This window comes from Ruminiclostridium herbifermentans (assembly GCF_005473905.2).
In the GTDB taxonomy this organism is placed as follows: Bacteria; Bacillota; Clostridia; order Acetivibrionales; family DSM-1351; genus Ruminiclostridium; species Ruminiclostridium herbifermentans.
Window position 1 is genome coordinate 1,987,642 of record NZ_CP061336.1, and the last position, 23,946, is coordinate 2,011,587.

Sequence of the window (23,946 nt, forward strand, 5' to 3'; positions counted from 1 at the left end):
AGTAGTGCAGGAGGTCGGATTATAATGATTGACCTTAATAAGTATCAATATAAATTACAATCAAAAGATTATATAGAGTATATTGGCAAGGTATCTAAGGTTGTAGGATTAACTATAGAATCTGATGGTCCACAAGCAAGTATTGGAGATTTATGTAATATACAAGTTTTAAAAGGTGAGCCAATAAAGGCAGAAGTTGTAGGCTTTAAGGATGATAAGGTTTTGCTTATGCCATTAGGTGAAATGACAGGCATTTCTCCTGGCAGTATAGTTTCATCAAATGGAGAGATTCTTTCTGTAGCTGTTGGACCAGAATTGGTTGGAAGGGTACTTGATGGCTTAGGAAGACCTATGGATGGGAAAGGTCCCATAAACACTAAAATTAGCTATCCAACAATGAATAAACCACCAAATCCTATGACAAGAAAAAGGATTTCTGAACCCCTTCCTCTTGGAGTGAAGGCCATCGATGGATTGCTAACAGTGGGTAAGGGACAAAGAGTTGGTATATTTGCTGGTAGTGGTGTTGGTAAGAGTACTTTAATGGGAATGATTGCTCGAAATACAAAAGCTGATATAAATGTAATTGCTCTTATAGGTGAGCGTGGCAGAGAGGTTCGAGAATTTATTGAGAAAGATTTATCAGAGGAAGGTTTAGCTAGATCAGTAGTTGTTGTTGCAACATCAGACCAGCCTGCACTTGTAAGACTAAAAGGTGCTTTAGTTGCAACTGCTATCGCCGAGTATTTCAGAGATAGTGGGAAGGATGTTTTACTTTTGATGGATTCCCTTACTAGATATGCAATGGCACAAAGGGAAGTTGGACTTTCTATTGGAGAACCTCCTGTATCCCGTGGATATACTCCGTCAGTATTTTCGGTATTCCCTAAGCTATTGGAAAGAGCGGGTACAGATGAAAATGGTTCAATTACAGGATTGTATACTGTTTTGGTAGATGGTGATGACTTGACAGAGCCTGTTACAGACACCGCAAGAGGTATATTAGACGGACATATTGTTTTGTCCAGAGCATTAGCCAATAAGAATCATTATCCTGCAATAGACGTATTAGCGAGCGTTAGTAGGGTAATGGGTGACATTATAGATAAAGAACAAAAAAAGTGTGCATCAGACATTAAAAAAACCATGGCAATATACAAGGAATCAGAGGATATGATTAATATTGGTGCATATACAAAGGGCAGCAGTGAAAAAATTGATTATGCTATTAAATATAATGATGCAATAACTGATTTCTTACAGCAAGAAACAGGACAAAAAGTATCGTTTGATGAAGTGAGAGAAAATGTTTTAAACTTACTCAAATAACTTTTAGGAGGCTAAGAGTTAATGCAAAAATTTTCATTCAGATTACAGTCTGTTTTAAAACTAAAGGAGCAATTGGAGGATAACGCTAAGAATAATCTGGCTCGAGCCACAAAGGAGCTTGAAACCCAGAAGTTTTATCTTGAAGAACTTATGAATGAAAATGATGCATCAATTAATAGCTTAACAGAAGAGGTTTATGAGGGAATACCTGTATATAGAGTAAGATTATATAATAATTATTTATCATTAATGAAAGAAAAAATTGTTAACCAAAAAGAAAATGTAAATATAGCAGAACACAATGTCGATACAAATAGAGAAGCGTTGATTAAAGCAATGCAAGAACGCAAGGTATTAGAAAAATTAAAAGATAAAAAATATGATGAATACCTAAAAGATCAAAACAAAGCAGAACAAGTTGGAATAGATGAATTAAATAGTTTTAAATTCAAAGACATCTAGTGACGATTAGGAGAACAAAATGGCTGAGACAAAAAATGATAATATTGAAAATTCTAATATAGATATTAACGAAACATTAAAAAATCTTAGCAAAAGCCCCAATGGCAATAAAGGCAAGGGTAAAGACTCTGAAAAAGGTGAGACCAAAAATAGCGCATTGTTTTATATAGTTTCTATTCTATCTGCAATTTTATTGGTGGTTTTAATCATTGGTGGTGTATTTTTCTTTGCTATTAAGAACAATGTGAATGGGATAGCAGATAGAATGGATGATACCATTCAGAATATACCCATATTAAGATTGGCGTTGCCTGAAAAGCCAGATATAGAAGATGAAAAGAATATGACTGAAGAAGAAGTTAGGGCAAAATATAGAAAGCTAAGAACTGAAAAATTAGAATTAGAAAAACAGATTACAGACTTAAATAGTCAATTAGAACAGATAAATAAACAAATATCTGCAAAGGATACAAATTCATCGCTGCTACAACAGCAAATGGATGCTCTTGAAAAAGAAAAGTTAAAGCTTATATCAGATAATGATAAATTACAAAAAGATTTTCAAGGAGTTACCAATGCTATTGCAAAGGGAGATACTGCTGCATTTAAAGCTTATTATGAAAAAATAGATCCTGAGACAGCGGCTAAATTGTATGCAGAAATTTTACAAGACGAAAAAATCAGTGCTGATGTTAAAAAATACTGCGCAATATATGAAGAGATGGATGCGGGTAATGTAGCCGCAATTATGGAAGAGATGGGCACTGGTAAGATGACCTTAATTGTTGAAATACTGAAAAACCTAAAAAAAGATAAAACAGCAGAAATTATATCTGAAATGACGCCTGCATTTGCAGCTAATGTATCAGAGCAGCTTGCAAAGGTTTATAATTTAGAAGCTGCAAAAAGTGAAAAGAAATAGAAGTTTAACATTTTTAAGAAGTTTATTATTTTAGTAGTTTAATATTTTTAATATTTTTAATAGGTAATTAGCGGCATTACATTAAGTGTGCTGCATTACAATAAATTAATTATTATGTTCGATAGGAGGTGAAAAAATGATATCTTACAGTAATACTTCAAAATTACTATTTTTTCAAGGTCAGAATAATGCTGTGAATACAAAATCTAGGTCTTCTCAAAGAACTGCTGATACAGCATTTAAAACTGTTTTTGAAAACACTGTTAACGGTAATTCAAGAGTTGCAAATGATAGGAGTGTATCTAGAAGAGATAATAATGCATCCCAAAATGCTGAGTCAAAGATAAAGTATAAGTCTTATAAAGATATAGAGAGGGATACAACCATTAACTCAAAGGAAAGTTCAGTTGAAAATGCTAATGACAATGCTAAAGTACAGAATGTTGATTCAAAAGCTGAAGAGTTACAAAAAAATTCTAAGGCAAATGATGAAACAATTAATTTATTGGCACAAATGCTTGGAATACAACCAGCTGAATTAGTAAAGCTTGCGAATGAACTCGGCTTTAGTGCAGAAGATTTAACAAATGCAGATAAGCTGCCGCTGTTTATGGATAAGCTTTCCAGTGTTCTAGAACTTAATGCTTCACAGAAAGCAATGATGAATATGTTAGCTATGGAAATATCAAAGCAGCTTGGCTCAGAAAATAGTAAAGATTCCGTATCAAGCCTTGAGGCTGCTACATCTGATGACAATGAAGTTAAAACTAATTCCATTAATAATATAAAAACTATTAACCTTTCAGAGATAGCAGAAGATATTAAGGCAAAGATGGATAAATTGATTCAGAATGCTGAGATAAGCCAAGAATCAATTACTTCTGAGATATCAAAAGTGGTTGAAGCTATGAGAGCCCAAACTAAGGGTGTTGTCAGTGTGGAACAAGAAGCTTTAAAGACAGATACTTCTACTGATGTTAAATCGGTAACAGAAGAGAGTTTAGAAGAGCTTGTTGCTAATAAGGCAAAAGAAGATTCAGCTAAAGCAGATAATTCAAAGTCAAAAGAAAAATCTGAAAATGCAGAGTCTAATAAAGCAGTGGCAGATACAAAGATTGTAAATAATCAAGTAGCTGCAAGTAATACCCAAAATCAGCAACAAAATGAGCAAAACTTACAAGCTTTTGCTGATATTAAGATTAACGCTGTTAACAACCAAACTCAGGTTCATAAAGCAGAATTTGTAATGTCACAGCCAGTTAGAACTTCTGAGGTAATAAATCAGGTTGTGGAACAGGCAAAGGTTATTATTGGTCAGGATAAATCAGAGATGATTATTCATCTAAAGCCAGATCACTTAGGTAAACTTGAATTGAAAGTTGTGACAGAGCAAGGCATAGTTGCAGCTAAGTTTATTGCAGAGAGCCATCAGGTTAAAGAAATTATCGAAACAAATATGCAATTACTAAAGGATTCTCTGGAAAAACAGGGATTGGCTATTGACAATGTAAGCGTTCAAGTTGGACAAGAGAAGCAAAGTAATTACAATCAGCAAAATGCGCACCAAAGCAATAATAAGAATAACGGTATCAAATTTGGAGGTAGTGAATTAAATACTGACAAAGTTGGATACAATGTTTTAGAAACTTTGCCTGAAAGACTTGCACAATATGGCAATGAGACAAATACCGTTAATTTTATAGCTTAACAGGAGGTGAAAGATATGGCAACAAGTGGAGTAACCGGTTCAATTGATGAAATTATTGCAAGGACACAAACAAGTGCTAAAACAAGAAAAAATGGCGGTGACTTAGGTAAGGATGATTTTCTAAATCTTTTAGTGACACAGCTAAGATATCAGGATCCATTAGAGCCTACTGATGACAAGGAATTTATTGCTCAAATGGCACAGTTTAGTTCCTTGGAGCAAATGCAGAATATGAATAAGGTTTTAACTAATTCACAAGCCTTCAGTTTAATTGGCAAATATGTAACAGCAAATACCACTGATGAAAGTACTTTAGAAGTTAAAACTATTCTAGGACAAGTATCTACAGTTAAAATGATGAATGGCAAGGTGTTCTTAGAGGTAGACGGTCATGATGTTAATATTGACAGTGTAACTGAGGTTGTTGATATTCGCTTTGCTAATTCAAATATATCTGATTATGCTAATTTAATAGGGTATAGGGTTAAGGGCGCTGTATATGATTCATCTAATGGTAACTTGATTTATTTAAATGGTGATGTAACACAGATTCAAAAAGGAGCTACTGAGGACTATGCAGTACTGAATAATGTAAGCGTCAATATTGCAGAGATAACAGGCTCTAAAAGCACAAGTGCTGATTATACTACAAAGTATTTAGAAGAAAATGTTGGTAAAGAAGTCAAAGTAACAATAAAGGATAAAAATGGAAAGAAGGTTCCTGTTATTGCTACATTACAGAGTTATAACATCGATGATAAAGGCAATATAACTGGTATACTTGATGATGTATATGTATCTGTTGACAGTGTAGCAAATATTCAGAAAGCGTCACCGCAAACAACAACTGAATAATGAGAGAAGGTGAGTTATGGTTATAAATAATAATTATTCAAACAGAATAATAAATTCGCCTTTAAATACTGGGAAAGTCAGAACCAATAATGTCAGAAGTGCTAATAATGCTCCTGCAGGAGTTGGATTTGAAAATTTTCTTCAACAAGCAATAGATAAGAACACTGAAGTCAAATTTTCAAAGCATGCAGAATTAAGGATGCAGGCACGAAATATTGATTTAACCCAGACTCAGAAGGATAAGATTAACAATGCAGTTTCTATGGCTCAAAAAAAGGGCGTAAAGGACTCTTTGGTTATTCTGGATGATATGGCTTTTGTTGTAAATATAAATAGTAAGACAGTAATTACTGCAGTTAACAACAATGAGTTAAAGGATAATGTTTTTACAAACATTGACGGTGCAATATTTGCATAGTTGTGAAAGTCAGCTGGACCCTATTGGGAGGCTGAATAACGTTCCTGAACGACGGATGGAACGAAAAAATACCTTATAATAATTGAGGGGGTCAAAAAAGTTATGATGAGATCAATGTTTTCTGGTGTTTCTGGATTAAGAGCACACCAGCAAAGAATGGATGTTATAGGTAATAATGTTGCAAACGTAAATACAGTCGGTTTTAAGTCAAGTAGAGTAACCTTCCAAGAAGTTTTTAATCAGACACTTAGTGGTGCTTCAGCTCCTGATTCTGCAACAAGCAGAGGAGGTACTAACCCTATGCAGGTAGGTCTTGGTACAAGTGTAGGCTCTATAGATACACTTATGAGTACAGGCAGTTCAGAGAGAACTGATAATGCAACAGACTTGTCAATTTCAGGTGACGGTTTCTTCATAGTAAGAGGCTCAAGTGCCGATACGTTCAAATTTACCAGAGCTGGTAACTTTGGTTTGGACAAGTTAGGAAATCTTGTTTCAGGAAGTGGATATTGTGTCTATGGTTGGCAGAAAAGAAATGACGATGGCACATTTGATACAGAGAGTCCAGTTGAACCAATAAATCTGTATAGTGATATTCATAATGGTAATAAAAGGATAATTGCAGCTAGAGCAACTACAAGTGCAACCTTTTCAGGGAACTTAGATGCTGCTAGGCCAGCACTTGGAGCTGGTGCAACTGATGTTCAGTTTGCAGTTCCATTTACTGTATATGATGCATTAGGAAACAGCTATGAACTTTCTGTTAATTTCAGAAAAAGTACAATAGATGTAGACGGGACAAATTGGGAATATACAATTACTCATGACAATGGTACAGCCACACCTGATACCTATCACACTGGAACGGTTAAATTTAATACAGAAGGAAGAATCATAAGCGGAATTACAGATACTTTTACTGTTGATTTAGATGAAACAACTACTGGAGCAGCTGATTTTCCTATAAACTTGAATTTTGCTAATTTGACAATGTTTGCTGCAGACAGTTCAGTTATTCCTTCAGATATAAACGGATATTCCACAGGTACTCTTACAACCTTTAGCATAGGTTCTGATGGAATTATTACTGGTATATATAGCAATGGTGAACAGCAAGCATTAGGCTGTGTAGCTTTGGCTAATTTCTCTAATCCGGCAGGTCTTCAGAAGGTTGGAGATAATTTATTTATTCCTACAACAAATTCAGGAAATTTCACTAAGGGATTGGCAGCTGGAACAGGTGGAACCGGGACATTAACTCCAGGTACATTAGAAATGTCAAATGTTGACCTTTCAAGTGAATTTACAAATATGATAATTACTCAAAGAGGCTTCCAAGCTAATAGCAGAATTATTACTACTTCAGATGAAATGCTTCAAGAGTTAGTTAATCTTAAGCGATAAACTTAAGTAGAATATAATTACTACCAAAGACATTATTTTCTGTGTCTTTGGTAGTATAACTCGAAATTAACCTGTTTTTGTAAATTGTTTTAAATTATCTATTGTTTTTTTGGAGTAATAATATTATGATAAGATTAACTAAATTAAACAACTCATTCTTTGTAATTAATTGTGAGTTAATAGAGACAATAGAGAGTACCCCTGATACGGTAATAACATTAAACAACGGTAAAAAATATGTTGTTGCTGAAAGTGTTGATGAAGTTGTAGAAAGGGTAATAGAATACAAAAAACGAATATTCGCTAACAAATATAATGATTTGACAAGTGAAGAATGAGTTTATTGTATAGATTTGTTATTAATGCTTTTGTTTGAGTTTTATTTAGCTAGATATTTAACTATGAGGAGGAAAAGGCTTTGGAGGGAAAAAGCAGCTATTTTGTCTTACTTGTTATAGTAGCATGTTTATCAATTACACTTGCTTTCCTTGCAATTGGCTATTTCTTTTTTGCCAGTGGTTCAAGCACGGAAAAAGAAGTCATTGTAATTAGTGAAGTAATTCCAGGAGAAGATGAACTTTCAAACAAAGTTATTTTTCAGAACAAGAATTTTAATTTGAAGAAGACTGATTCTAAACAAATTGCAGTTATTTCACTTAGTGCAAGTATGAAGCATTTTAAGACTGTAGAAGAATTAAAAAAAGAAGAAGAAGTTACTGCAAAAATTGATTTTTATAGTACAGAAATAAATTCTGCTATCGGTTCATATTTTCAGGACTTAACACTAGAAGATGTTGCTAAGAAAAGTACCAGGACTAAAGCAGAAGAAGACTTAAAGAATATAATAAATGAAATATTAACCAAAAATGATAAAAAGGCAAGTCCTCTAGTTTATTCAATAACTTTTGACTACTGGTTTTATCAATAGGAGGTGGGCTTGTGGGAGATATATTATCTCAGAATGAGATTGATGAACTGCTAAAAGCTCTTACTACCGGAGATATAGATGTACAGCAGATTCAGACCACTAAAACAGAAAAGAAAATAAAACTTCATGATTTTAAGAAACCACCTAAATTTGCAAATGATCATAAGCGTACACTTCAATTCATTTATGAAAACTATGCTAGATTGATTCAATCATTTTTATCTGGGTATTTGCGAACCTTGGTACAAGTTGATGTTCTATCAGTAGATGCTCTGCAGTACAGTGAATTCAGTAATTCATTAGCAAATCCTGTAGTGCTTGCAGTTGTTGATTTTAGTCCATTAAGTGGATCAATAATATTTGAAATGGATCCAAGCATTGCATATGCTCTTATTGATAGAATCCTTGGAGGAAGAGGATCTGCAATGGATAGAGTCAGATCATTTACTGAGATTGAGTTGGCGATATTAGAAAGAATTATTGTTCAAATACTGAATCTCATGCGCGAACCATGGGAGAGTATAGTTTCTATAAAGCCAAGATTGGAAAAAATAGAAACCAACGCTCAATTTGCTCAGCTTATTCATCCAAATGAAATGGTTGCTCTGATTACATTGAATGTTGTAGTGGGTGATGTGAAGGGTATGATTAATATATGTATACCTCATATGGTTGTAGAACCTATAATGCCAAAACTGAGTACTAAACTCTGGTTTACAAGCAATGAATCTGAAAAAGTTGAAAATCACCAACAAGATATAGAGTTGAGGATAGAAAATACTTTAGTGCCTGTTAGAGCAATTTTAGGGAATACTACAATCAATATTAGTGAATTTTTAGATTTACAAGTTGGTGATGTTGTACCACTTGAAACTAATATAAATGCAAGCTTAGAGGTAATGGTAGGTAATATACCTAAATTTCATGCTAAGCCAGGAGTTAAGAAAAACAAAATTGCAGTTAAAATAATTGATGTGATAGGAAGGGAGGAAGATTAGAAATGGGAGATATGCTTACACAAGCAGAGATTGATGCGTTGCTGAATGGCACTTCCTCTTCAGATGATGAGAACGATGTTAATGATATAGCTTCTGATGAAATGGGAAAAAGTCATAGTTCTGGAGGTGGGTTATCATCACAGGAAATTGATGCATTAGGCGAAATTGGTAATATAAGCATGGGTACTTCTGCAACAACATTGTTTACTCTTTTATCACAGAAGGTAACAATTACAACACCAAATGTTACTGTAACAACTTGGGAGGAACTGTCAAAGAGCTATTCTTCACAATATGTAGCTGTTAAAGTAGAATACACTGATGGATTAATTGGAAGCAACTTATTAATACTTAAACAAGATGATGTTAAAATAATTACTGATTTGATGATGGGTGGAGAAGGTACAATAGCTGAAGGTGAATTAACTGATCTTCACTTGAGTGCAATAAGTGAGGCCATGAATCAAATGATTGGTTCGTCAGCCACCTCGATGTCCTCAATGTTTGCTAAAAGAATAGATATATCACCTCCAAAAGCATACATGGTTAGTTTTGAAAGTGGCGATCCCTATGGTGATTTTGAAGTTGGTGAGCAATTAGTTAGGGTTGCATTTAAGATGGTGGTTGGTGATATAATAGACAGTGAAATAATGCAATTGCTTCCTATGAAATTTGCTAAGGATTTGGTTAGTCAATTGTATAATTCATCAAATAATGCAAGCGCTAAAAAGGAACCTGAACCACAATTGCAGCCACCGGTTGAACAACCAGTTATGCAGCCGCCTCCAGTGCAGCAGCAACCTGTTCAGCAGCCTATGATGCAACAACCAGTGATGCAGCAGCCAGTAATGCAACAACCTATGATGCAACAGCCAGTGATGCAACAGCCAATGCAAGGGTATGGATTTAATGGAGGATATCAAGAACCTCATATGGGAAGAAATCCTGTCAGTGTTCAACCTGCACAGTTCCAAGCTTTTGATGATGGGCTATCTGCTTCTGAGAAAAAGAATATTGGACTTATAATGGATTTACCTCTGCAAGTTACAGTAGAATTGGGAAGAACCCAAAAACTTATTAAAGATATTTTAGAATTTGGGTCAGGCTCAGTAATTGAATTAGATAAGCTTGCAGGTGAACCAGTTGATATTCTGGTTAATGGAAAAGCTATTGCTAAAGGAGAAGTTGTTGTTATTGATGAAAGTTTTGGTGTTAGAATCACCGATATAATACATCCATCAAAACGACTATAGAAAATCAACGAATAATTAAGGAGAGAGAAAGTTATGGGTAAAAGTATTTTAATTGTTGATGATGCAGCATTTATGAGAATGATGATTAAGGATATATTATCAAAAAACGGTTATGAAATTGCAGCTGATGTTGACAACGGGTTAAAAGCAATAGAAAAATATAAGGAACTTACTCCTGACTTGGTTATAATGGATATTACAATGCCAGAAATGGATGGAGTTACAGCTGTTAGAGAGATTAAGAAAATTCATAGTGATGCAAAGATAATAATGTGTTCTGCTATGGGACAACAGGCTATGGTTATTGAATCAATCCAAGCAGGTGCTAGAGATTTTATTGTAAAGCCATTTCAGGCAGACCGTGTAGTGGAAGCCGTAAAAAAGGTTATTGGATGATTTTGAAATTATCTACTCACTATGATATCCTGCTGGTTGCTATGAATTTATATGGTTCTTTTTTAGAGCATCATATTAATTTGGTTAGATAACAGCAGGATATTTTGTAGTAAGCTTTTTTAAGTGTTATTTTTAGTATTATTGTATTAAGACATTATATTTTGGACATTGAGGTAAAGGATGGGTATTTTAGATTATATTTATGCAATTTTTGCATTTATAATTGTTTTTGGATTGCTTATTTTTTCAACAAGATTTTTATCGTATAAATCAAAAAAAGTACTTAATGGGAAATATATGCAAGTTATAGAATCATTAAGCCTCGGTGTGAATAATAGACTTCATTTGATAAAAATAGATAATGAGTTTTTTCTTATTTCAGCTACAAATAAAAATGTTGAGTTTCTTACTAAGGTAAATATTGGTGCTTTTAAGGAAGAGGAGATAAAAAATCCTATTACAGAGATTGCTGATTTTAAATCTGTACTAAAAAAATATACTAATTTTAACTTTAGTTCCAAAAAGGAAAATGAGTCACAGGATATTTTTAAGCAGGATATCAGAAGTTCTGGAGAAAATCAAGAAAGTGACTTAATATTCAAAAATAACTTAAAGAAATTAAAAAACTTAACAAATACTATTAATGGACAACGGAGCGAAGATGAGCAAAAAAAAGAACATTAAAAGAATAATGTTAATAGTAAGCATATTAATTCTGGTCTTTTGTTTTATAGGAGTTAAAAGCGTATTAGCAGCGCCAAATATATCTGTAACAACTGACGGAATAAATATCGGTACATCAGATAACCCGGAGGATGTATCTTCTAGTATACAGATATTGATATTATTAACGGTTTTAGCAATTGCGCCTTCAATCTTGATAATGATGACAGGCTTTACAAGAATAATTATTATTTTGTCTTTTCTAAGAAATGCTCTTGGAACACAACAAATGCCACCAAATCAAGTCATGATTGGTTTAGCGCTTTTTATAACTTTCTTTGTAATGAGTCCTGTTTTAACTGATATAAATGAAAATGCATTCCAACCTTATACTAATGGAACTATAACTCAAAAACAAGCAATTGATAGTAGCTCTAAGACTATTAAGACATGGATGGTAAAGCAAATATTTAGTAATGGTAGAGAAAAAGATTTAGCATTGTTTATGACGCTCGCTGGGCAAACAGAACCAATTAAAGTAGAGGAAGCACCAAACCTCTCGCTTACAATTGTAGTTCCTGCCTTTTTAATTAGCGAGCTTACAGTTGCGTTCAAATTTGGTTTCTTAATATTTCTACCATTTTTAATTATTGATATGGTTGTCTCTAGTACTCTAATGTCTATGGGTATGATGATGCTTCCACCATCAATGATATCACTACCGTTTAAGGTATTATTGTTTATTTTAGTAGATGGGTGGGGTATGATAACACAATCTATAATTATTAGTTTTTCAGGGTGACAATATTTTATTTTTTTCAGTTTAATATCGCCATTATTACCATTATTTATAATTGAAGTAATGTCATAAAAAGATATAAAATAACAGTAGCTTTATAGTGTATGGGGGTGAACATTTAGTGGATGAAAGTGGCATTATATATATTGCGCAGGATGCTTTGAAAGTATTATTATATGTAGCTGCCCCGATATTGATTATTAGTATGGCTGTTGGCTTAATAGTAAGTATTTTTCAGGCTACTACTCAAATTCAGGAACAAACATTATCCTTTGTTCCCAAAATACTTTCTGTAGTTGCCGCTATTGCTATTTTTGGTTCATGGATGTTAAGAACGTTAATGGAGTATATGCAAAATATATTGATTAATATAAATCAGTTTATTAAGTAATATATGTTCAGCAAACATAGCTGTAATTGATGTTTCATAGCAAATATGATTAATTGTTGGTTAGAATACTACAAAAATTATTTAATAAATAAGTATATATTTTGATTTAAATATAATTTAGGAGTTGAGATTGTGCAGATACCATTAGGTATGTTGCTGAATAGCGTGGAGCTTTTTCTCCTTATATTTGTTAGAATGACAGGTCTATTTGTTATTGCTCCAATTTTTGGCCGTAATATGCCTACTTATGTTAAAATTGGAATTGCCTTGGGTACATCTATTTTAATGGCAAGTGTTGTAAAGGTAGATCATGTTGTTGAGATAAATGGATATCTGCTTTATGCATTTTATATAATTAAAGAATTTATCGTTGGCGTTGTGATTGGTTTTGTTGCTTATGCACTTTTTACAAGTATTTATGTTGCTGGACAGATAATTGATATGCAGATTGGATTTGGTATGGTTAACGTTTTTGACCCTATTACTAACATTCAGGTTCCAATAACTGCTAATCTTTATTATATGGTAGCTATGCTTATATTTCTAGCAACAAATGGTCATCACATATTAATTAAAGCACTTTATCAGAGTTTTAAACTGGTACCAATTACAAGTGCAGGTATTGGACCTAATATGAAGGATAATGTTTTGGAAGTTTTTCAGCAAATGTTTTCAATAGGATTTAAAATAGCTGCTCCAATTCTAGCTGCTATTTTGATTGCAGATGTAGTATTAGGTATAATTTCAAAAACTATACCACAAATGAATGTATTTGTTTTAGGTATGCCATTGAAAATACTTGTTGGATTAATTTTAATAATGATTACAATACCAGCTTTTATATATATCGTAACTATGATATCAGATAAAATGAATATTGGGATATTCAAATTTTTGAAGGACATGGGTAGTAATCCTTAAAGGACGCTCAATGGACAAATGAGATGCTAATTTGGAGGTTGGGATGAGAAGAACCATTGATGAAAGTCTGTTGAAAAAGGATTATAGTGAACTACAGCTAAATTATCAACTCTTTGCAGCAGGAGGAGATGACAAAACAGAAAAAGCAACTCCTAAAAAAAAGAGTGATGCCAGAAAAAAAGGACAGGTATTTCAAAGCAGAGAAATGTCTGCCGCACTCATTCTAATTGTAATGATTGTTACATTGAAAGCTTTAGGATCAAATTTATATAGTCAGATTACTTTGTATATGAAAGGTGCTTTTTCTGAATATGTAAAATTAACTGGTCAATTTGATCTTAACTTGGTAATGAGGCTTTATATAGAGGCATTAATAGTTTTAGCTAAAACAGTACTACCTTTACTTTTAGTAGCTGCATTATCAGCTGTAATAGTTGGGTATGCTCAGGTTGGTTATCTGTTTACTTTTGAGACATTAAAGATTAAAGGTAATAGGATAAATCCATTAAGTGGTTTTAAGAGAATATTTTCAGTACGTTCATTAGTAGAATTACTGAAAGCTATAATTAAAATAGCTATAGTTGTTTGGGTTGCTTATTCTTATTTAAAGTCAAAGACAAATGAAATTATAGCTCTAATGGATGTAGATTTACATGGTATATTAGCTTTTATAGGAGACGCTACATTTAATGTTGGAATAAAAATATCCTTTGCAATGGTCATTCTGGGGTTTGCAGATTTTCTTTATCAGAAATATGACTATGAAAAAAGTTTAAGAATGACAAAACAGGAAGTTAAGGATGAATTTAAGCAGACTGAAGGTAATCCTGAAATTAAAGGGAAAATTAAGCAGAAACAGCGTCAAATGTCTATGAAGCGAATGATGCAGGATGTACCAAAGGCAGATGTGGTAATAACAAATCCTACACATTTTGCTGTAGCTATTAAATATGATTTAGAAAAAGCAAGTGCTCCATATGTTGTAGCAAAGGGGCAGGACTATATAGCACTTAGAATCAAACAGATTGCAACTGATAATAAAGTGCAGATTGTTGAAAATAAGCCTTTGGCTAGAACACTATACAGTACTGTTGATATTGGAGAGACTATACCACCTGAATTATATCAGGCAGTTGCTGAAATACTAGCATTTGTATATAAACTCAAAAATGGAAGATAATGCTGTTTGAGATGTGAATTATTAATATGAAGGGGGGCCGAAAAATGGCGAAAATAAATACTTTATTTATACCACTTGTTGTAATACTTTCTATTTTAAATCTTATTTTGCCAATTCCGGCATTTCTGCTAGACTTACTGTTAGCATTTAATATAGTTCTTGCTGCTGTTATAATGTTGAATACTATATATCTCAAAACAGCACTTGATTTATCAATTTTTCCAACGCTACTTGTAATTACAACAATATACAGGCTTTCATTAAATGTAACTGCAACAAAGCTTATTTTAGCGGAAGGACATGCTGGAGACGTTATCAGAGGCTTTGGATATATGGTGGGCAGAAACAATTTGGTTGTTGGCTTTGTTGTATATATTATAATTATGCTTGTTAATTTCCTTGTAATTACAAAAGGTTCTGAAAGAGTTGCAGAAGTTGCTGCAAGATTTACTTTGGATGCTATGCCTGGTAAGCAGATGGCAATTGATGCAGACTTAAATACTGGATTAATAAGTGAGGCCGAAGCTAAGGAACGTAGAAAAAAAGTTCAAAGAGAAGCAGATTTTTATGGCTCAATGGATGGTGCTAGTAAATTCGTAAAAAACGATGCGATTGCTGGAATTATTATTACTATTATTAATATTGCAGGTGGTTTGATAATTGGTGTAGTAATGAGGGGCGAACCTATTGGAGAAGCTCTTTCAAACTATACCATTTTAACAATTGGAGATGGTCTTGTTAGCCAGATACCTGCTCTTATGCTGTCAGTTGCAACCAGCTTTATTGTGACTAGAGCAGGAGCTGATTCAGAACTAAGTACTGATTTTGTTAAGCAATTATTTTATAACCCAAAGGTTCTATATATTGCAGCAGTGATTAGTTTAGCTATGGCACCCTTCTTTACACCAATACCATTTATTATTCTTTCAATAGCCTTGTTTTTTATAGCTACTAAGCAAAAGCAGCTACAGAAGGAAGCTGTTATAGAAGAAGAGGTACAGATACAGGAAAGTGAAGTTGATGAAATTAGAAAGCCAGAAAACGTGGTAAGCCTTTTACAGGTAGACCCTATAGAATTAGAGTTCGGATATGGAATAATTCCTTTAGCTGATGCAAATCAGGGTGGAGATTTATTAGACAGGGTTGTTTTAATTAGAAGGCAATTAGCGCTTGAATTAGGTATGCTTGTTCCTGTTATCAGGTTAAGAGATAATATTCAGATAGGCCCAAATGAGTATATTATAAAGATTAAAGGTACAGAGGTAGCAAGTGGTGAATTGTTATTTGATTACTTTATGGCAATGAATTCTAGTGGAGCAGAAGAGGAGTTAGAAGGTATAAAAACAACTGAACCTGCATTTGGACTACCAGCTATTTGGATTCAAGAGTCACAAAGAGATAAGGCAGAGATGCTTGGGTATACAGTTGTTGATCCTCCATCAATAATTGCTACTCATTTAACAGAAGTTATCAAAAAGTATTCACATGAATTGTTAGGCAGACAAGAAGTTCAAACACTTGTTGACAATTTAAAGCAAAGCTATCCTGCTATTGTTGATGAGTTAGTGCCAAAATTAATGAGTATAGGCGAAATACAAAAAGTACTGGCAAACTTATTAAAAGAGGGTGTTTCTATTAGAGATATGGTTACTATAATGGAAACTTTGGCCGATTATTCACCAATGACTCATGATGTTGATATGCTTACTGAATATGTTAGACAGGCTCTTGGAAGATCTATATCTCAGAAGTTCTTTAATGAGGATTCAAATGTAATTACAATAGATCCAAAGGTAGAACAAATGATATTGGATTCAATACAAAAAACAGAATTTGGTTCATATTTAGCCTTGGATCCTGCTGTATCAAATACAATTATAAATAATTTATCAAAAAATGTTCAGAAGCTATTGAAGCTTGGTAGCCAGCCAATTGTACTAGCATCGCCAATAGTAAGATTATATGTTAAGAAGCTTACAGAAAATGTAATACCTGGATTGGTAGTTTTATCCTATAATGAAATTGATTCGTCAGTAGAAATAAAATCTGTAGGCACTGTGAGTGTATAAAATAACAACTATTGGGGACATATTTTTGAGAATTACTTATGGAGGCTAATCTATGAAAATTAAGCGTTATATGGGTAAGAATACTCAAGAAGCATTATTAAAGGTAAAAATGGACCTTGGGAATAATGCAATTATATTAAATACAAAAAAGGTAAGGCAAAAGGGTATAAAAAAGTATTTTACTAGTCCGATGATTGAAGTAATGGCAGCTATTGATGATGATTCTAGTAAAATAAAAGAACGAGAGTTAACAAAAATAACACCTGTTGCTGATACTACAAATTTATCTCAAACTAATTTGTCACAAAAAGAGGGAAATTTTGCAGAGTTAGAGAATAAAGTAAGTAATATTGAAAAAGTATTAGATAAAATAATGGAGGCTGTCAATCCGGATACAAAAAATAGTAAAAATTACAAAAATGAAGAAGAAAAATTACCACAGATTTTTCAGCTATTATATAATAATCTTATAAAAAATGAAGTTGAACAAGAGATAGCAAGAGAAATTATTGCTGAGGTGGAAAAGCGAAGTAATCCTAGAGATATAAATGATGCAACCCTTGTAATGCATTCAGTTATTTCTTCCTTATTGGGTAAGTCAGAACCAATTAATTTTAGAACAGATGGAAAACCAACGGTTATACTTTTTGTTGGACCAACAGGGGTGGGTAAGACCACAACATTGGCAAAGCTGGCTGCTTCATTTATGCTGGAAGAAAATAAGGATATAGGGCTAATTACAGCAGATACTTATAGAATATCTGCAGTAGAACAGCTTAAGACATATGCTGAAATATTAGGAATTCCCATAACAGTAGCATATTCAGTAACTGAGATTCAGAATGAGATAGACAAATATAGTGATAAGGATGTTATATTAATTGATACAGCTGGATGCAGCTACAAAGATAAACAAAAATTTGATGAACTCAAAACTTTGATTGAGAAATGCGATGCGGATGATATTTTTTTGGTATTAAGTACAACGGCTAGTTCAAGAAATTTAAAGGATATTATTAGAAACTATAGTTTTATTCCGAATTATAAGCTTATTTTTACAAAGGTTGATGAGACTTCGGCTTACGGAAGTATACTTAATACAAAGTGTTTTTCAAATAAAAACCTTTCATATATAACAAATGGACAAAATGTTCCAGACGATATTGAAATTGTAAATGTTGATAAGCTATCAAAAAATTTATTGGGAAATAATAATTAATATTGAGTATAATTTGTACCTAAATGGAGCGTGGAGGTTATTATGATAGATCAAGCTGAGAAGTTAAGAGACATTGTTAATAAAAAGAGAGAATCATCTAACGGCAGCTCTTCTCAGAAAGTCAATCATTTGTTTCCTGCGGCAAATGCTGCAGGTCATGCAAAGGTAATTACTGTTACAAGTGGTAAAGGTGGGGTTGGAAAAACAAGCGTTACTGTAAACCTTGCTATTGCATTAAGTCAGAAAGGTTATAGAGTTGTTATTATAGATGCTGATTTAGGATTATCTAATATAGATGTAGTTTTTGGAATAGTTCCCAAATATTCATTACTTGATTTAATTAATTGCAACAAGGGAATATTAGATATATTATGTGAAGGACCTAATAATATTAAGTTTATTTCTGGAGGTTCAGGTGTTCAAGAATTAATACACCTTGATAAGAATTCATTAGAAAACTTTATAGCAAATATGTCGTTGTTAGATCATATTGCAGACTTTATTCTGGTTGATACAGGAGCTGGGCTTTCAGATACAGTTATGGATTTCGTAATATCTGCGGAAGAGGTAATACTAGTTGTTACACCCGAGCCAACATCAATTACAGATGCATATGCTGTTGTAAAAACTGTAGCGAGGTTAAAGAAAGACTGCAATATAAATGTCCTAATAAATAGAGCAGACAGTGAAATTGAAGCAAAAAATGTATATAATAATTTTTCAACAGTATCAGAAAGGTTTTTGTCAATGAAACTGAATTCGATAGGTTATTTACCATACGATCATTCCTTTACAAAGTCTGTAAAGATGCAAAAACCTTATATACTCAATTATCCCAAAAGTAATACCAGTAAAATGATTAATGATATTGCAGATGTATTTATAAAAAATAATACAGAACATACAAATTTTGTACAACCTGGTATAAAGGGATTTATTAATAGATTTGTTGGCTTGTTTACTAATTGACATAGTGATATACTATTATTAGATAAAAAACGCGAATATCAGAAAAATGTGTCGAAAAATCGTAAAACATTACTTTTATTAGAGCTGAGGTAAATATGGATTTTAATAAAAAGAAAAGTAATGCAATAAAGGTATTAGTTGTAGATGACTCTGCATTTATGAGAAAAGTGCTGTCAGATATAATAGAATCTGATATTTCTCTTACTGTTATTGGAACAGCAACAGACGGAAAAGATGCGCTTAACAAGATTGATTTACTGAATCCAGATGTCATTACTTTAGATGTTGAGATGCCAGTTATGGATGGTATTAATTGTCTGAAAGAGATTATGAATAAATCTCCAAAGCCTGTGATAATGATAAGCAGTGGGACAAGCTATGGAGCAGAGTTGACTATTAAGGCATTAGATGAGGGAGCAGTTGATTTTATTGCTAAGCCCAAGAATATATTTGATATTAAAAATGAAAAGGTACGCAATGAGATAATTGAGAAAATTACAGTAGCACATAATTATGGTAAAAAGAACTATAAAATTCACAATAGCTATATTAGTGATAAAGCTGTTAAGAGTAATGCTACATTAAAATATATTATTGCTATCGGATGCTCAACTGGAGGACCGAAAGCTTTACAGAGTATTATACCGTATCTGCCGGAGAATTTACCAGCAGCTGTTTTAGTAGTACAGCATATGCCTCCCGGTTTTACAAATACTTTAGCTGAAAGGCTTGACGCAAAAAGCAAAGTGGTGGTAAGGGAAGCTACAAATAAAGAAAAGTTATTGGCTGGTCATGTTTATATAGCGCCAGGTGATTATCATATGCTGTTAGAAACTAGTGCTAACGGTGATATATTAATTAATCTTGATAAATCTCCGCCTGTTGGTGGACATAGACCATCAGTAGATGTAATGATGACCTCACTTTCTGATACAGGGTTTAAGAATATAATAGGTGTAATATTAACAGGAATGGGGTCTGATGGTAGTATTGGTGTTAAGAAATTAAAAGAAATTAACAAAGGGTTTATTATAGCTCAAGATGAGGAATCATGTGTGGTTTATGGAATGCCAAAGATGGCATTTCAGACAGGAGCAGTAGATAAGGTAGTATCGCTTAGTAAGATTACAGACGAAATTATTCAATTCTTGGAGGTGCGTTAGTATGGATATGACTCAGTATTTACAAATATTTATTGAAGAATCTAATGAACATGTGCAAAGTTTAAACCAATCTCTTTTGCAGCTTGAAAGAGATCCAGAGGATAAAGATGTTCTAAATGAGATATTTAGGGTTGCACATACAATTAAGGGCATGGCAGGTACAATGGGTTTTACAAAAATGACTAAGTTGACCCATGATATGGAAAATGTATTGCAAGCTATCAGAAATAGTGAAATTGCTGTTACATCAGACCTTGTTGATATTTTGTTTAAATGCCTTGATGCTCTAGAAAACTATGTAAGTACTATTGTTGCAACTAGTGGGGAAGGTGACAAAGAATATACCGATATTATGGCTTCACTTAAGTCTATTTTGGAAAATAAAGGTACCATTAGCGCAACTCCTGTGAATACAATGAATAATGACAGTAAATCATCAGATGTCAGTGCCAAATACATAACTGAAAAGCTTGTATTTGATGAATTTGAAAAAAGTGCAGTAAATAAAGCAATTGATATGGGCATGCACGCTGTTAAGATAACAGTTGCTCTTAATAAAGGCTGTTTATTAAAGGCCGCTAGAGCTTTTGTTATATTCCAGACTTTAGAGAAATACGGTGAGATTGTTAAAGCTCAGCCAGTTGTTCAGGATATAGAAGATGAAAAATTTGATTCTGAATTTACAGTTGTTGTATTAACTAAAGAAGATAAGCAGCTATTTTTAAATGAAATAAATTCAATCGCTGAAGTTGAAGAAGTTTTAGCAAGTTACTTAAGCAAATTTAATGTAGATGCTAAGGATGCAGAAACTGAGAATAAAATAGAAGCTAAAGTACCTGAAAAAATAGAGAAAATTGAAAAAGTAGTTGCAAAAGAAGAAAATATCCATGAAGCTGCAAAGCAAAACATTGCTCATAAAAAGACTCAGAGAACAGTAAGAGTTGATATTGACAGACTAGATGTACTGATGAATTTAGTTGGAGAATTAATAATAACTAAAACCAGATTAGAGGAAGCAGATATTACTTCTAACCAACAAGAGTATCGAGAGACAATAGAGTATCTTGAGAGGGTTACAACAAATTTAAATGACGCTGTTATGAAGGTTAGAATGGTTCCTGTAGAAACAGTATTTAATAGATTCCCAAGAATGGTTAGAGATATTGCAAAGGATTTGGGAAAAGACATTCAGCTAATAATGTCAGGTGAGGAAACAGAACTTGATAGAACAGTTATAGATGAGATTGGAGATCCACTAATTCACATGCTTAGAAACTCTTGTGACCATGGACTTGAATCAAAAGAAAGAAGAAGAGAACTTGGGAAACCTGAAGTTGGTACAATAAATCTTACTGCTTATCAATCAGGAAACAATGTAATTATTGAGGTAGCTGATGATGGTTCTGGTATAAACACTGAAAAGACAAAAGCTAAGGCTATTGAAAAAGGAATAATCACTAAAGAAGAAGCATTGAATATGACTCAACAAGAAGCCATAGAATTATTATTCAGACCAAGCTTCAGTACTGCAGATAAGGTTACAGGCCTTTCAGGAAGAGGAGTAGGACTTGATGTTGTAAAGACTAAGATCGAGCAGGTTGGAGGAACAGTTGAGGTTGAGAGTCAAAAAGATAAAGGAAGCCGTTTCATAATTAAACTACCTCTAACACTTGCTATTTATCAGGCATTGCTTGTAAATGTAGGAAATGAGAAATACTTTATTCCTTTAGGTTCGATTTACCAAATATATAATTGGTCAGCAGATGAGGTTAAGACAGTACAGGGACAAGAAATAATCCTACTTAGAAATATGGTTGTTCCTATAACAAGGCTTGCAGATACTTTAGATATTCCTCAATCAGATAGTAAAGATAAAAAGCAGCTAAAGATAGTAATTGTCAGAAAAGGTGAAAAGTTAACAGGATTGGTTGTAGATAGTGTAATTGGACAACAGGAAATTGTTATAAAATCACTTGGAAAGCTTTTATCAGGAATTAAATATTTTGCAGGAGCAACAATTCTTGGTGACGGAAGTGTTGCACTGATAATTGATGTAAATTCAATAACTTAGTTGATAAATATATAAATTTATTAATGCTTTCTTAAATGAAATTAAACTATTGTTTTTAATTAAAAGAGGGAGAATGGCTAGTTAGTTTACTTTGGATGATTCTGCAAGTAGCCGATACCTCTGTTGAGAAGTATTTTTCTACTGAGATTATTACAAATTTTTTGAGCCCAAAGTGGGAGTAGGAGGTTATTATGTCAGATGAACAGGTTCATGAATTTGAAACAAAGCAATTTATCGTATTTAGTTTAGGAGACGAACGATTTGGAATTGATTCTCTTAAAATAACAACAATTGACAGAATGAAAGCCATAACAAGGGTTCCTAAAACCCCAAATTTTGTCAAGGGGGTAATAAATTTAAGAGGAGATATTATTCCAGTAATGGACTTGAGAGCTAAGTTCAATCTTCCACCAACAGAAGAAACAGAAGAAACTAGAATAATTATTCTTAAATTAGAAGAAATATCAATTGGTGTTGTTGTTGATCAGGTACTTCAAACAATTCAATTGACTAGTGACTCAATAGAGAGCGCTTCAACTTTGATAAATAGTGCTGATTCAGACTATATTCTTGGCATTGGCAAGGTCGATGGAGAAATAGTAACTTTATTAAATTTTGAAAAATTAGTGAAACTTTGATTAAAATTTATATATGAGGTATAAGTAATGGCGATTAGTTTTGATGAATTAAACCATTTGCAACTAGATGTACTTAAGGAGATAGGAAATATAGGTGCAGGTAATGCAGTTACATCTTTAGCAAAAATGTTAGATAAAAGAGTTGATATGGCAGTTCCAAAGGCTAATATATTAGGCTTTGATAAGGTTACCCAGATTTTGGGTGGGGAAGAAATGCTGGTTGTTGGTATATTATTAAATGTAACTGGTGATATAACAGGTAGTATGATGTTTACTATGGATATTCATGCTGCTAGACAACTTGTAAATATACTTTTTGGAAACAAAGTTTCAACAAGTTTAGAATTTGATGAACTTGAATTATCAGCTCTTAAAGAAATTGGTAATATTTTGACAGCGTCATATTTATCAGCATTGGCAGGATTGACAAATCTCAAAATACTGCCCTCTGTACCAGAACTAGCTATTGATATGGCAGGAGCAATTTTAAGTGTACCTGCTATAGAGTTTGGTAAAATTGGGGATTCAGTTTTATATATAGAAACAGAATTTAGTGAGGGAATTACAAAAGTATTCGGAGACTTTCTATTAATACCTGATGTTGATTCATATGAGGTATTATTAAAAGCATTGGGAGTTATAGAATAATGGATATTGATATTGATGTAGTTAAAGTAGGTATGGCTGACTTAAATTCGGCACTTCATCCATGTATGATTACAACACTTGGACTTGGTTCTTGTGTTGGAGTTGCATTGTATGATCCCAAAACAAAAATAAGTGGTTTAGCTCATGTAATGTTGCCCAGCAGTGAGCAGGCAAAAAATAATAGTAACATTGCAAAATTTGCTGACACGGCTATTGTAAAACTTGTTGATGATATGGTAAAATTGGGAGCAAAAAGGGAAAGAATTGTGGCAAAGCTTGCTGGTGGGGCGCAGATGTTCGTATTTAATGGAGGATCTGACTTAATGAGGATTGGCTATAGAAATGTTGTTGCCTCTAAAGAAAAATTAGCTGAGTTGAATATTCCAATAATTTCTGAAGATACTGGAGGAAATTATGGTAGAACTATTGAACTTTATTCCGATGATGGCAGACTAATGATTAAGACTATTGGCTTTGGTATTAAGCAAATATAATTTTATAGTTAATGATATACAGCTAACTTTGAAATATTTCTTTAATTA

The 23,946-nt window shown here is 33.0% G+C and carries 25 protein-coding genes; all 25 read left to right on the forward strand.

Annotated elements, in window-relative coordinates:
• Nucleotides 1–24 precede the first annotated feature (24 nt).
• The 25 genes from fliI (at nucleotide 25) to EHE19_RS08405 (ending at nucleotide 23,898) form a co-directional block, all read left to right on the forward strand.
• Nucleotides 25–1,329: a flagellar protein export ATPase FliI gene (fliI, locus tag EHE19_RS08285; protein ID WP_190530505.1), complete on the forward strand. Its 1,305-nt coding sequence runs from the start codon at nucleotides 25–27 to the stop codon at nucleotides 1,327–1,329.
• 21 nt (nucleotides 1,330–1,350) lie between these two features.
• Nucleotides 1,351–1,791: a flagellar export protein FliJ gene (gene fliJ, locus EHE19_RS08290; RefSeq protein ID WP_137696384.1), complete on the forward strand. Its 441-nt coding sequence runs from the start codon at nucleotides 1,351–1,353 to the stop codon at nucleotides 1,789–1,791.
• Nucleotides 1,792–1,810: 19 nt separating this feature from the next.
• On the forward strand, nucleotides 1,811–2,713 hold the full coding sequence (locus EHE19_RS08295) for a MotE family protein (RefSeq protein ID WP_137696383.1): 903 nt from the start codon (nucleotides 1,811–1,813) through the stop codon (nucleotides 2,711–2,713).
• A gap of 136 nt (nucleotides 2,714–2,849) precedes the next feature.
• Entirely contained in the window at nucleotides 2,850–4,421 is a 1,572-nt protein-coding gene (locus EHE19_RS08300) for a flagellar hook-length control protein FliK (RefSeq protein WP_137696382.1), read from the forward strand.
• A gap of 15 nt (nucleotides 4,422–4,436) precedes the next feature.
• Entirely contained in the window at nucleotides 4,437–5,276 is an 840-nt protein-coding gene (locus tag EHE19_RS08305) for a flagellar hook capping FlgD N-terminal domain-containing protein (protein WP_137696381.1), read from the forward strand.
• Nucleotides 5,277–5,292: 16 nt separating this feature from the next.
• Entirely contained in the window at nucleotides 5,293–5,694 is a 402-nt protein-coding gene (locus EHE19_RS08310) for a TIGR02530 family flagellar biosynthesis protein (protein WP_137696380.1), read from the forward strand.
• 102 nt (nucleotides 5,695–5,796) lie between these two features.
• Nucleotides 5,797–7,098 (forward strand): flagellar hook protein FlgE, encoded by a 1,302-nt coding sequence (locus EHE19_RS08315; RefSeq protein ID WP_137696379.1) that lies wholly within the window; start codon nucleotides 5,797–5,799, stop codon nucleotides 7,096–7,098.
• A 125-nt stretch (nucleotides 7,099–7,223) separates the two neighbouring features.
• Nucleotides 7,224–7,436 carry a flagellar FlbD family protein gene (locus EHE19_RS08320; protein ID WP_137696378.1) on the forward strand — a complete coding sequence of 71 codons (213 nt, stop codon included), beginning with the start codon at nucleotides 7,224–7,226 and terminating at the stop codon, nucleotides 7,434–7,436.
• A gap of 80 nt (nucleotides 7,437–7,516) precedes the next feature.
• The gene (locus EHE19_RS08325; RefSeq protein ID WP_137696377.1) at nucleotides 7,517–8,026 is read left to right on the forward strand and encodes a flagellar basal body-associated FliL family protein; all 510 of its coding nucleotides are present in this window, start codon (nucleotides 7,517–7,519) and stop codon (nucleotides 8,024–8,026) included.
• 11 nt (nucleotides 8,027–8,037) lie between these two features.
• Complete coding sequence (gene fliM / locus EHE19_RS08330; RefSeq protein ID WP_137696376.1) at nucleotides 8,038–9,024, forward strand: flagellar motor switch protein FliM; 987 nt, start codon at nucleotides 8,038–8,040, stop codon at nucleotides 9,022–9,024.
• A 2-nt stretch (nucleotides 9,025–9,026) separates the two neighbouring features.
• Nucleotides 9,027–10,277, forward strand: coding sequence for a flagellar motor switch phosphatase FliY (gene fliY, locus EHE19_RS08335; RefSeq protein WP_137696375.1), 1,251 nt, complete (start codon nucleotides 9,027–9,029; stop codon nucleotides 10,275–10,277).
• A 33-nt stretch (nucleotides 10,278–10,310) separates the two neighbouring features.
• The gene (locus EHE19_RS08340) at nucleotides 10,311–10,673 is read left to right on the forward strand and encodes a response regulator (protein ID WP_004621994.1); all 363 of its coding nucleotides are present in this window, start codon (nucleotides 10,311–10,313) and stop codon (nucleotides 10,671–10,673) included.
• Between the two features lie 180 nt (nucleotides 10,674–10,853).
• A complete protein-coding gene (locus tag EHE19_RS08345; protein ID WP_137696374.1) occupies nucleotides 10,854–11,357 on the forward strand; it encodes a flagellar biosynthetic protein FliO in 504 nt (167 codons plus the stop codon).
• The gene (fliP, locus tag EHE19_RS08350; RefSeq protein WP_137696373.1) at nucleotides 11,335–12,138 is read left to right on the forward strand and encodes a flagellar type III secretion system pore protein FliP; all 804 of its coding nucleotides are present in this window, start codon (nucleotides 11,335–11,337) and stop codon (nucleotides 12,136–12,138) included. The genes EHE19_RS08345 and fliP overlap by 23 nt, the downstream gene beginning before the upstream one ends.
• A 118-nt stretch (nucleotides 12,139–12,256) precedes the next feature.
• On the forward strand, nucleotides 12,257–12,526 hold the full coding sequence (gene fliQ, locus EHE19_RS08355; protein ID WP_137696372.1) for a flagellar biosynthesis protein FliQ: 270 nt from the start codon (nucleotides 12,257–12,259) through the stop codon (nucleotides 12,524–12,526).
• Nucleotides 12,527–12,658: 132 nt separating this feature from the next.
• Nucleotides 12,659–13,447 (forward strand): flagellar biosynthetic protein FliR, encoded by a 789-nt coding sequence (fliR, locus tag EHE19_RS08360; RefSeq protein ID WP_137696371.1) that lies wholly within the window; start codon nucleotides 12,659–12,661, stop codon nucleotides 13,445–13,447.
• A 43-nt stretch (nucleotides 13,448–13,490) separates the two neighbouring features.
• Nucleotides 13,491–14,627 (forward strand): flagellar biosynthesis protein FlhB, encoded by a 1,137-nt coding sequence (flhB, locus tag EHE19_RS08365; RefSeq protein WP_137696370.1) that lies wholly within the window; start codon nucleotides 13,491–13,493, stop codon nucleotides 14,625–14,627.
• A gap of 44 nt (nucleotides 14,628–14,671) precedes the next feature.
• Nucleotides 14,672–16,696 (forward strand): flagellar biosynthesis protein FlhA, encoded by a 2,025-nt coding sequence (gene flhA / locus EHE19_RS08370; RefSeq protein ID WP_137696369.1) that lies wholly within the window; start codon nucleotides 14,672–14,674, stop codon nucleotides 16,694–16,696.
• A 52-nt stretch (nucleotides 16,697–16,748) separates the two neighbouring features.
• Nucleotides 16,749–17,915, forward strand: coding sequence for a flagellar biosynthesis GTPase FlhF (flhF, locus tag EHE19_RS08375; RefSeq protein WP_137696368.1), 1,167 nt, complete (start codon nucleotides 16,749–16,751; stop codon nucleotides 17,913–17,915).
• A 42-nt stretch (nucleotides 17,916–17,957) separates the two neighbouring features.
• On the forward strand, nucleotides 17,958–18,884 hold the full coding sequence (locus EHE19_RS08380) for a MinD/ParA family protein (protein ID WP_137696367.1): 927 nt from the start codon (nucleotides 17,958–17,960) through the stop codon (nucleotides 18,882–18,884).
• A gap of 95 nt (nucleotides 18,885–18,979) precedes the next feature.
• Nucleotides 18,980–20,047: a protein-glutamate methylesterase/protein-glutamine glutaminase gene (locus EHE19_RS08385; RefSeq protein ID WP_137696366.1), complete on the forward strand. Its 1,068-nt coding sequence runs from the start codon at nucleotides 18,980–18,982 to the stop codon at nucleotides 20,045–20,047.
• 1 nt (nucleotide 20,048) lies between these two features.
• On the forward strand, nucleotides 20,049–22,118 hold the full coding sequence (locus tag EHE19_RS08390) for a chemotaxis protein CheA (RefSeq protein ID WP_137696365.1): 2,070 nt from the start codon (nucleotides 20,049–20,051) through the stop codon (nucleotides 22,116–22,118).
• Nucleotides 22,119–22,309: 191 nt separating this feature from the next.
• Nucleotides 22,310–22,756, forward strand: a complete 447-nt coding sequence (locus EHE19_RS08395; RefSeq protein ID WP_137696364.1) for a chemotaxis protein CheW — start codon at nucleotides 22,310–22,312, stop codon at nucleotides 22,754–22,756.
• 27 nt (nucleotides 22,757–22,783) lie between these two features.
• Nucleotides 22,784–23,404, forward strand: coding sequence for a chemotaxis protein CheC (locus EHE19_RS08400; RefSeq protein WP_137696363.1), 621 nt, complete (start codon nucleotides 22,784–22,786; stop codon nucleotides 23,402–23,404).
• A 5-nt stretch (nucleotides 23,405–23,409) separates the two neighbouring features.
• Nucleotides 23,410–23,898, forward strand: a complete 489-nt coding sequence (locus EHE19_RS08405) for a chemotaxis protein CheD (protein ID WP_137696663.1) — start codon at nucleotides 23,410–23,412, stop codon at nucleotides 23,896–23,898.
• Nucleotides 23,899–23,946 lie beyond the last annotated feature (48 nt).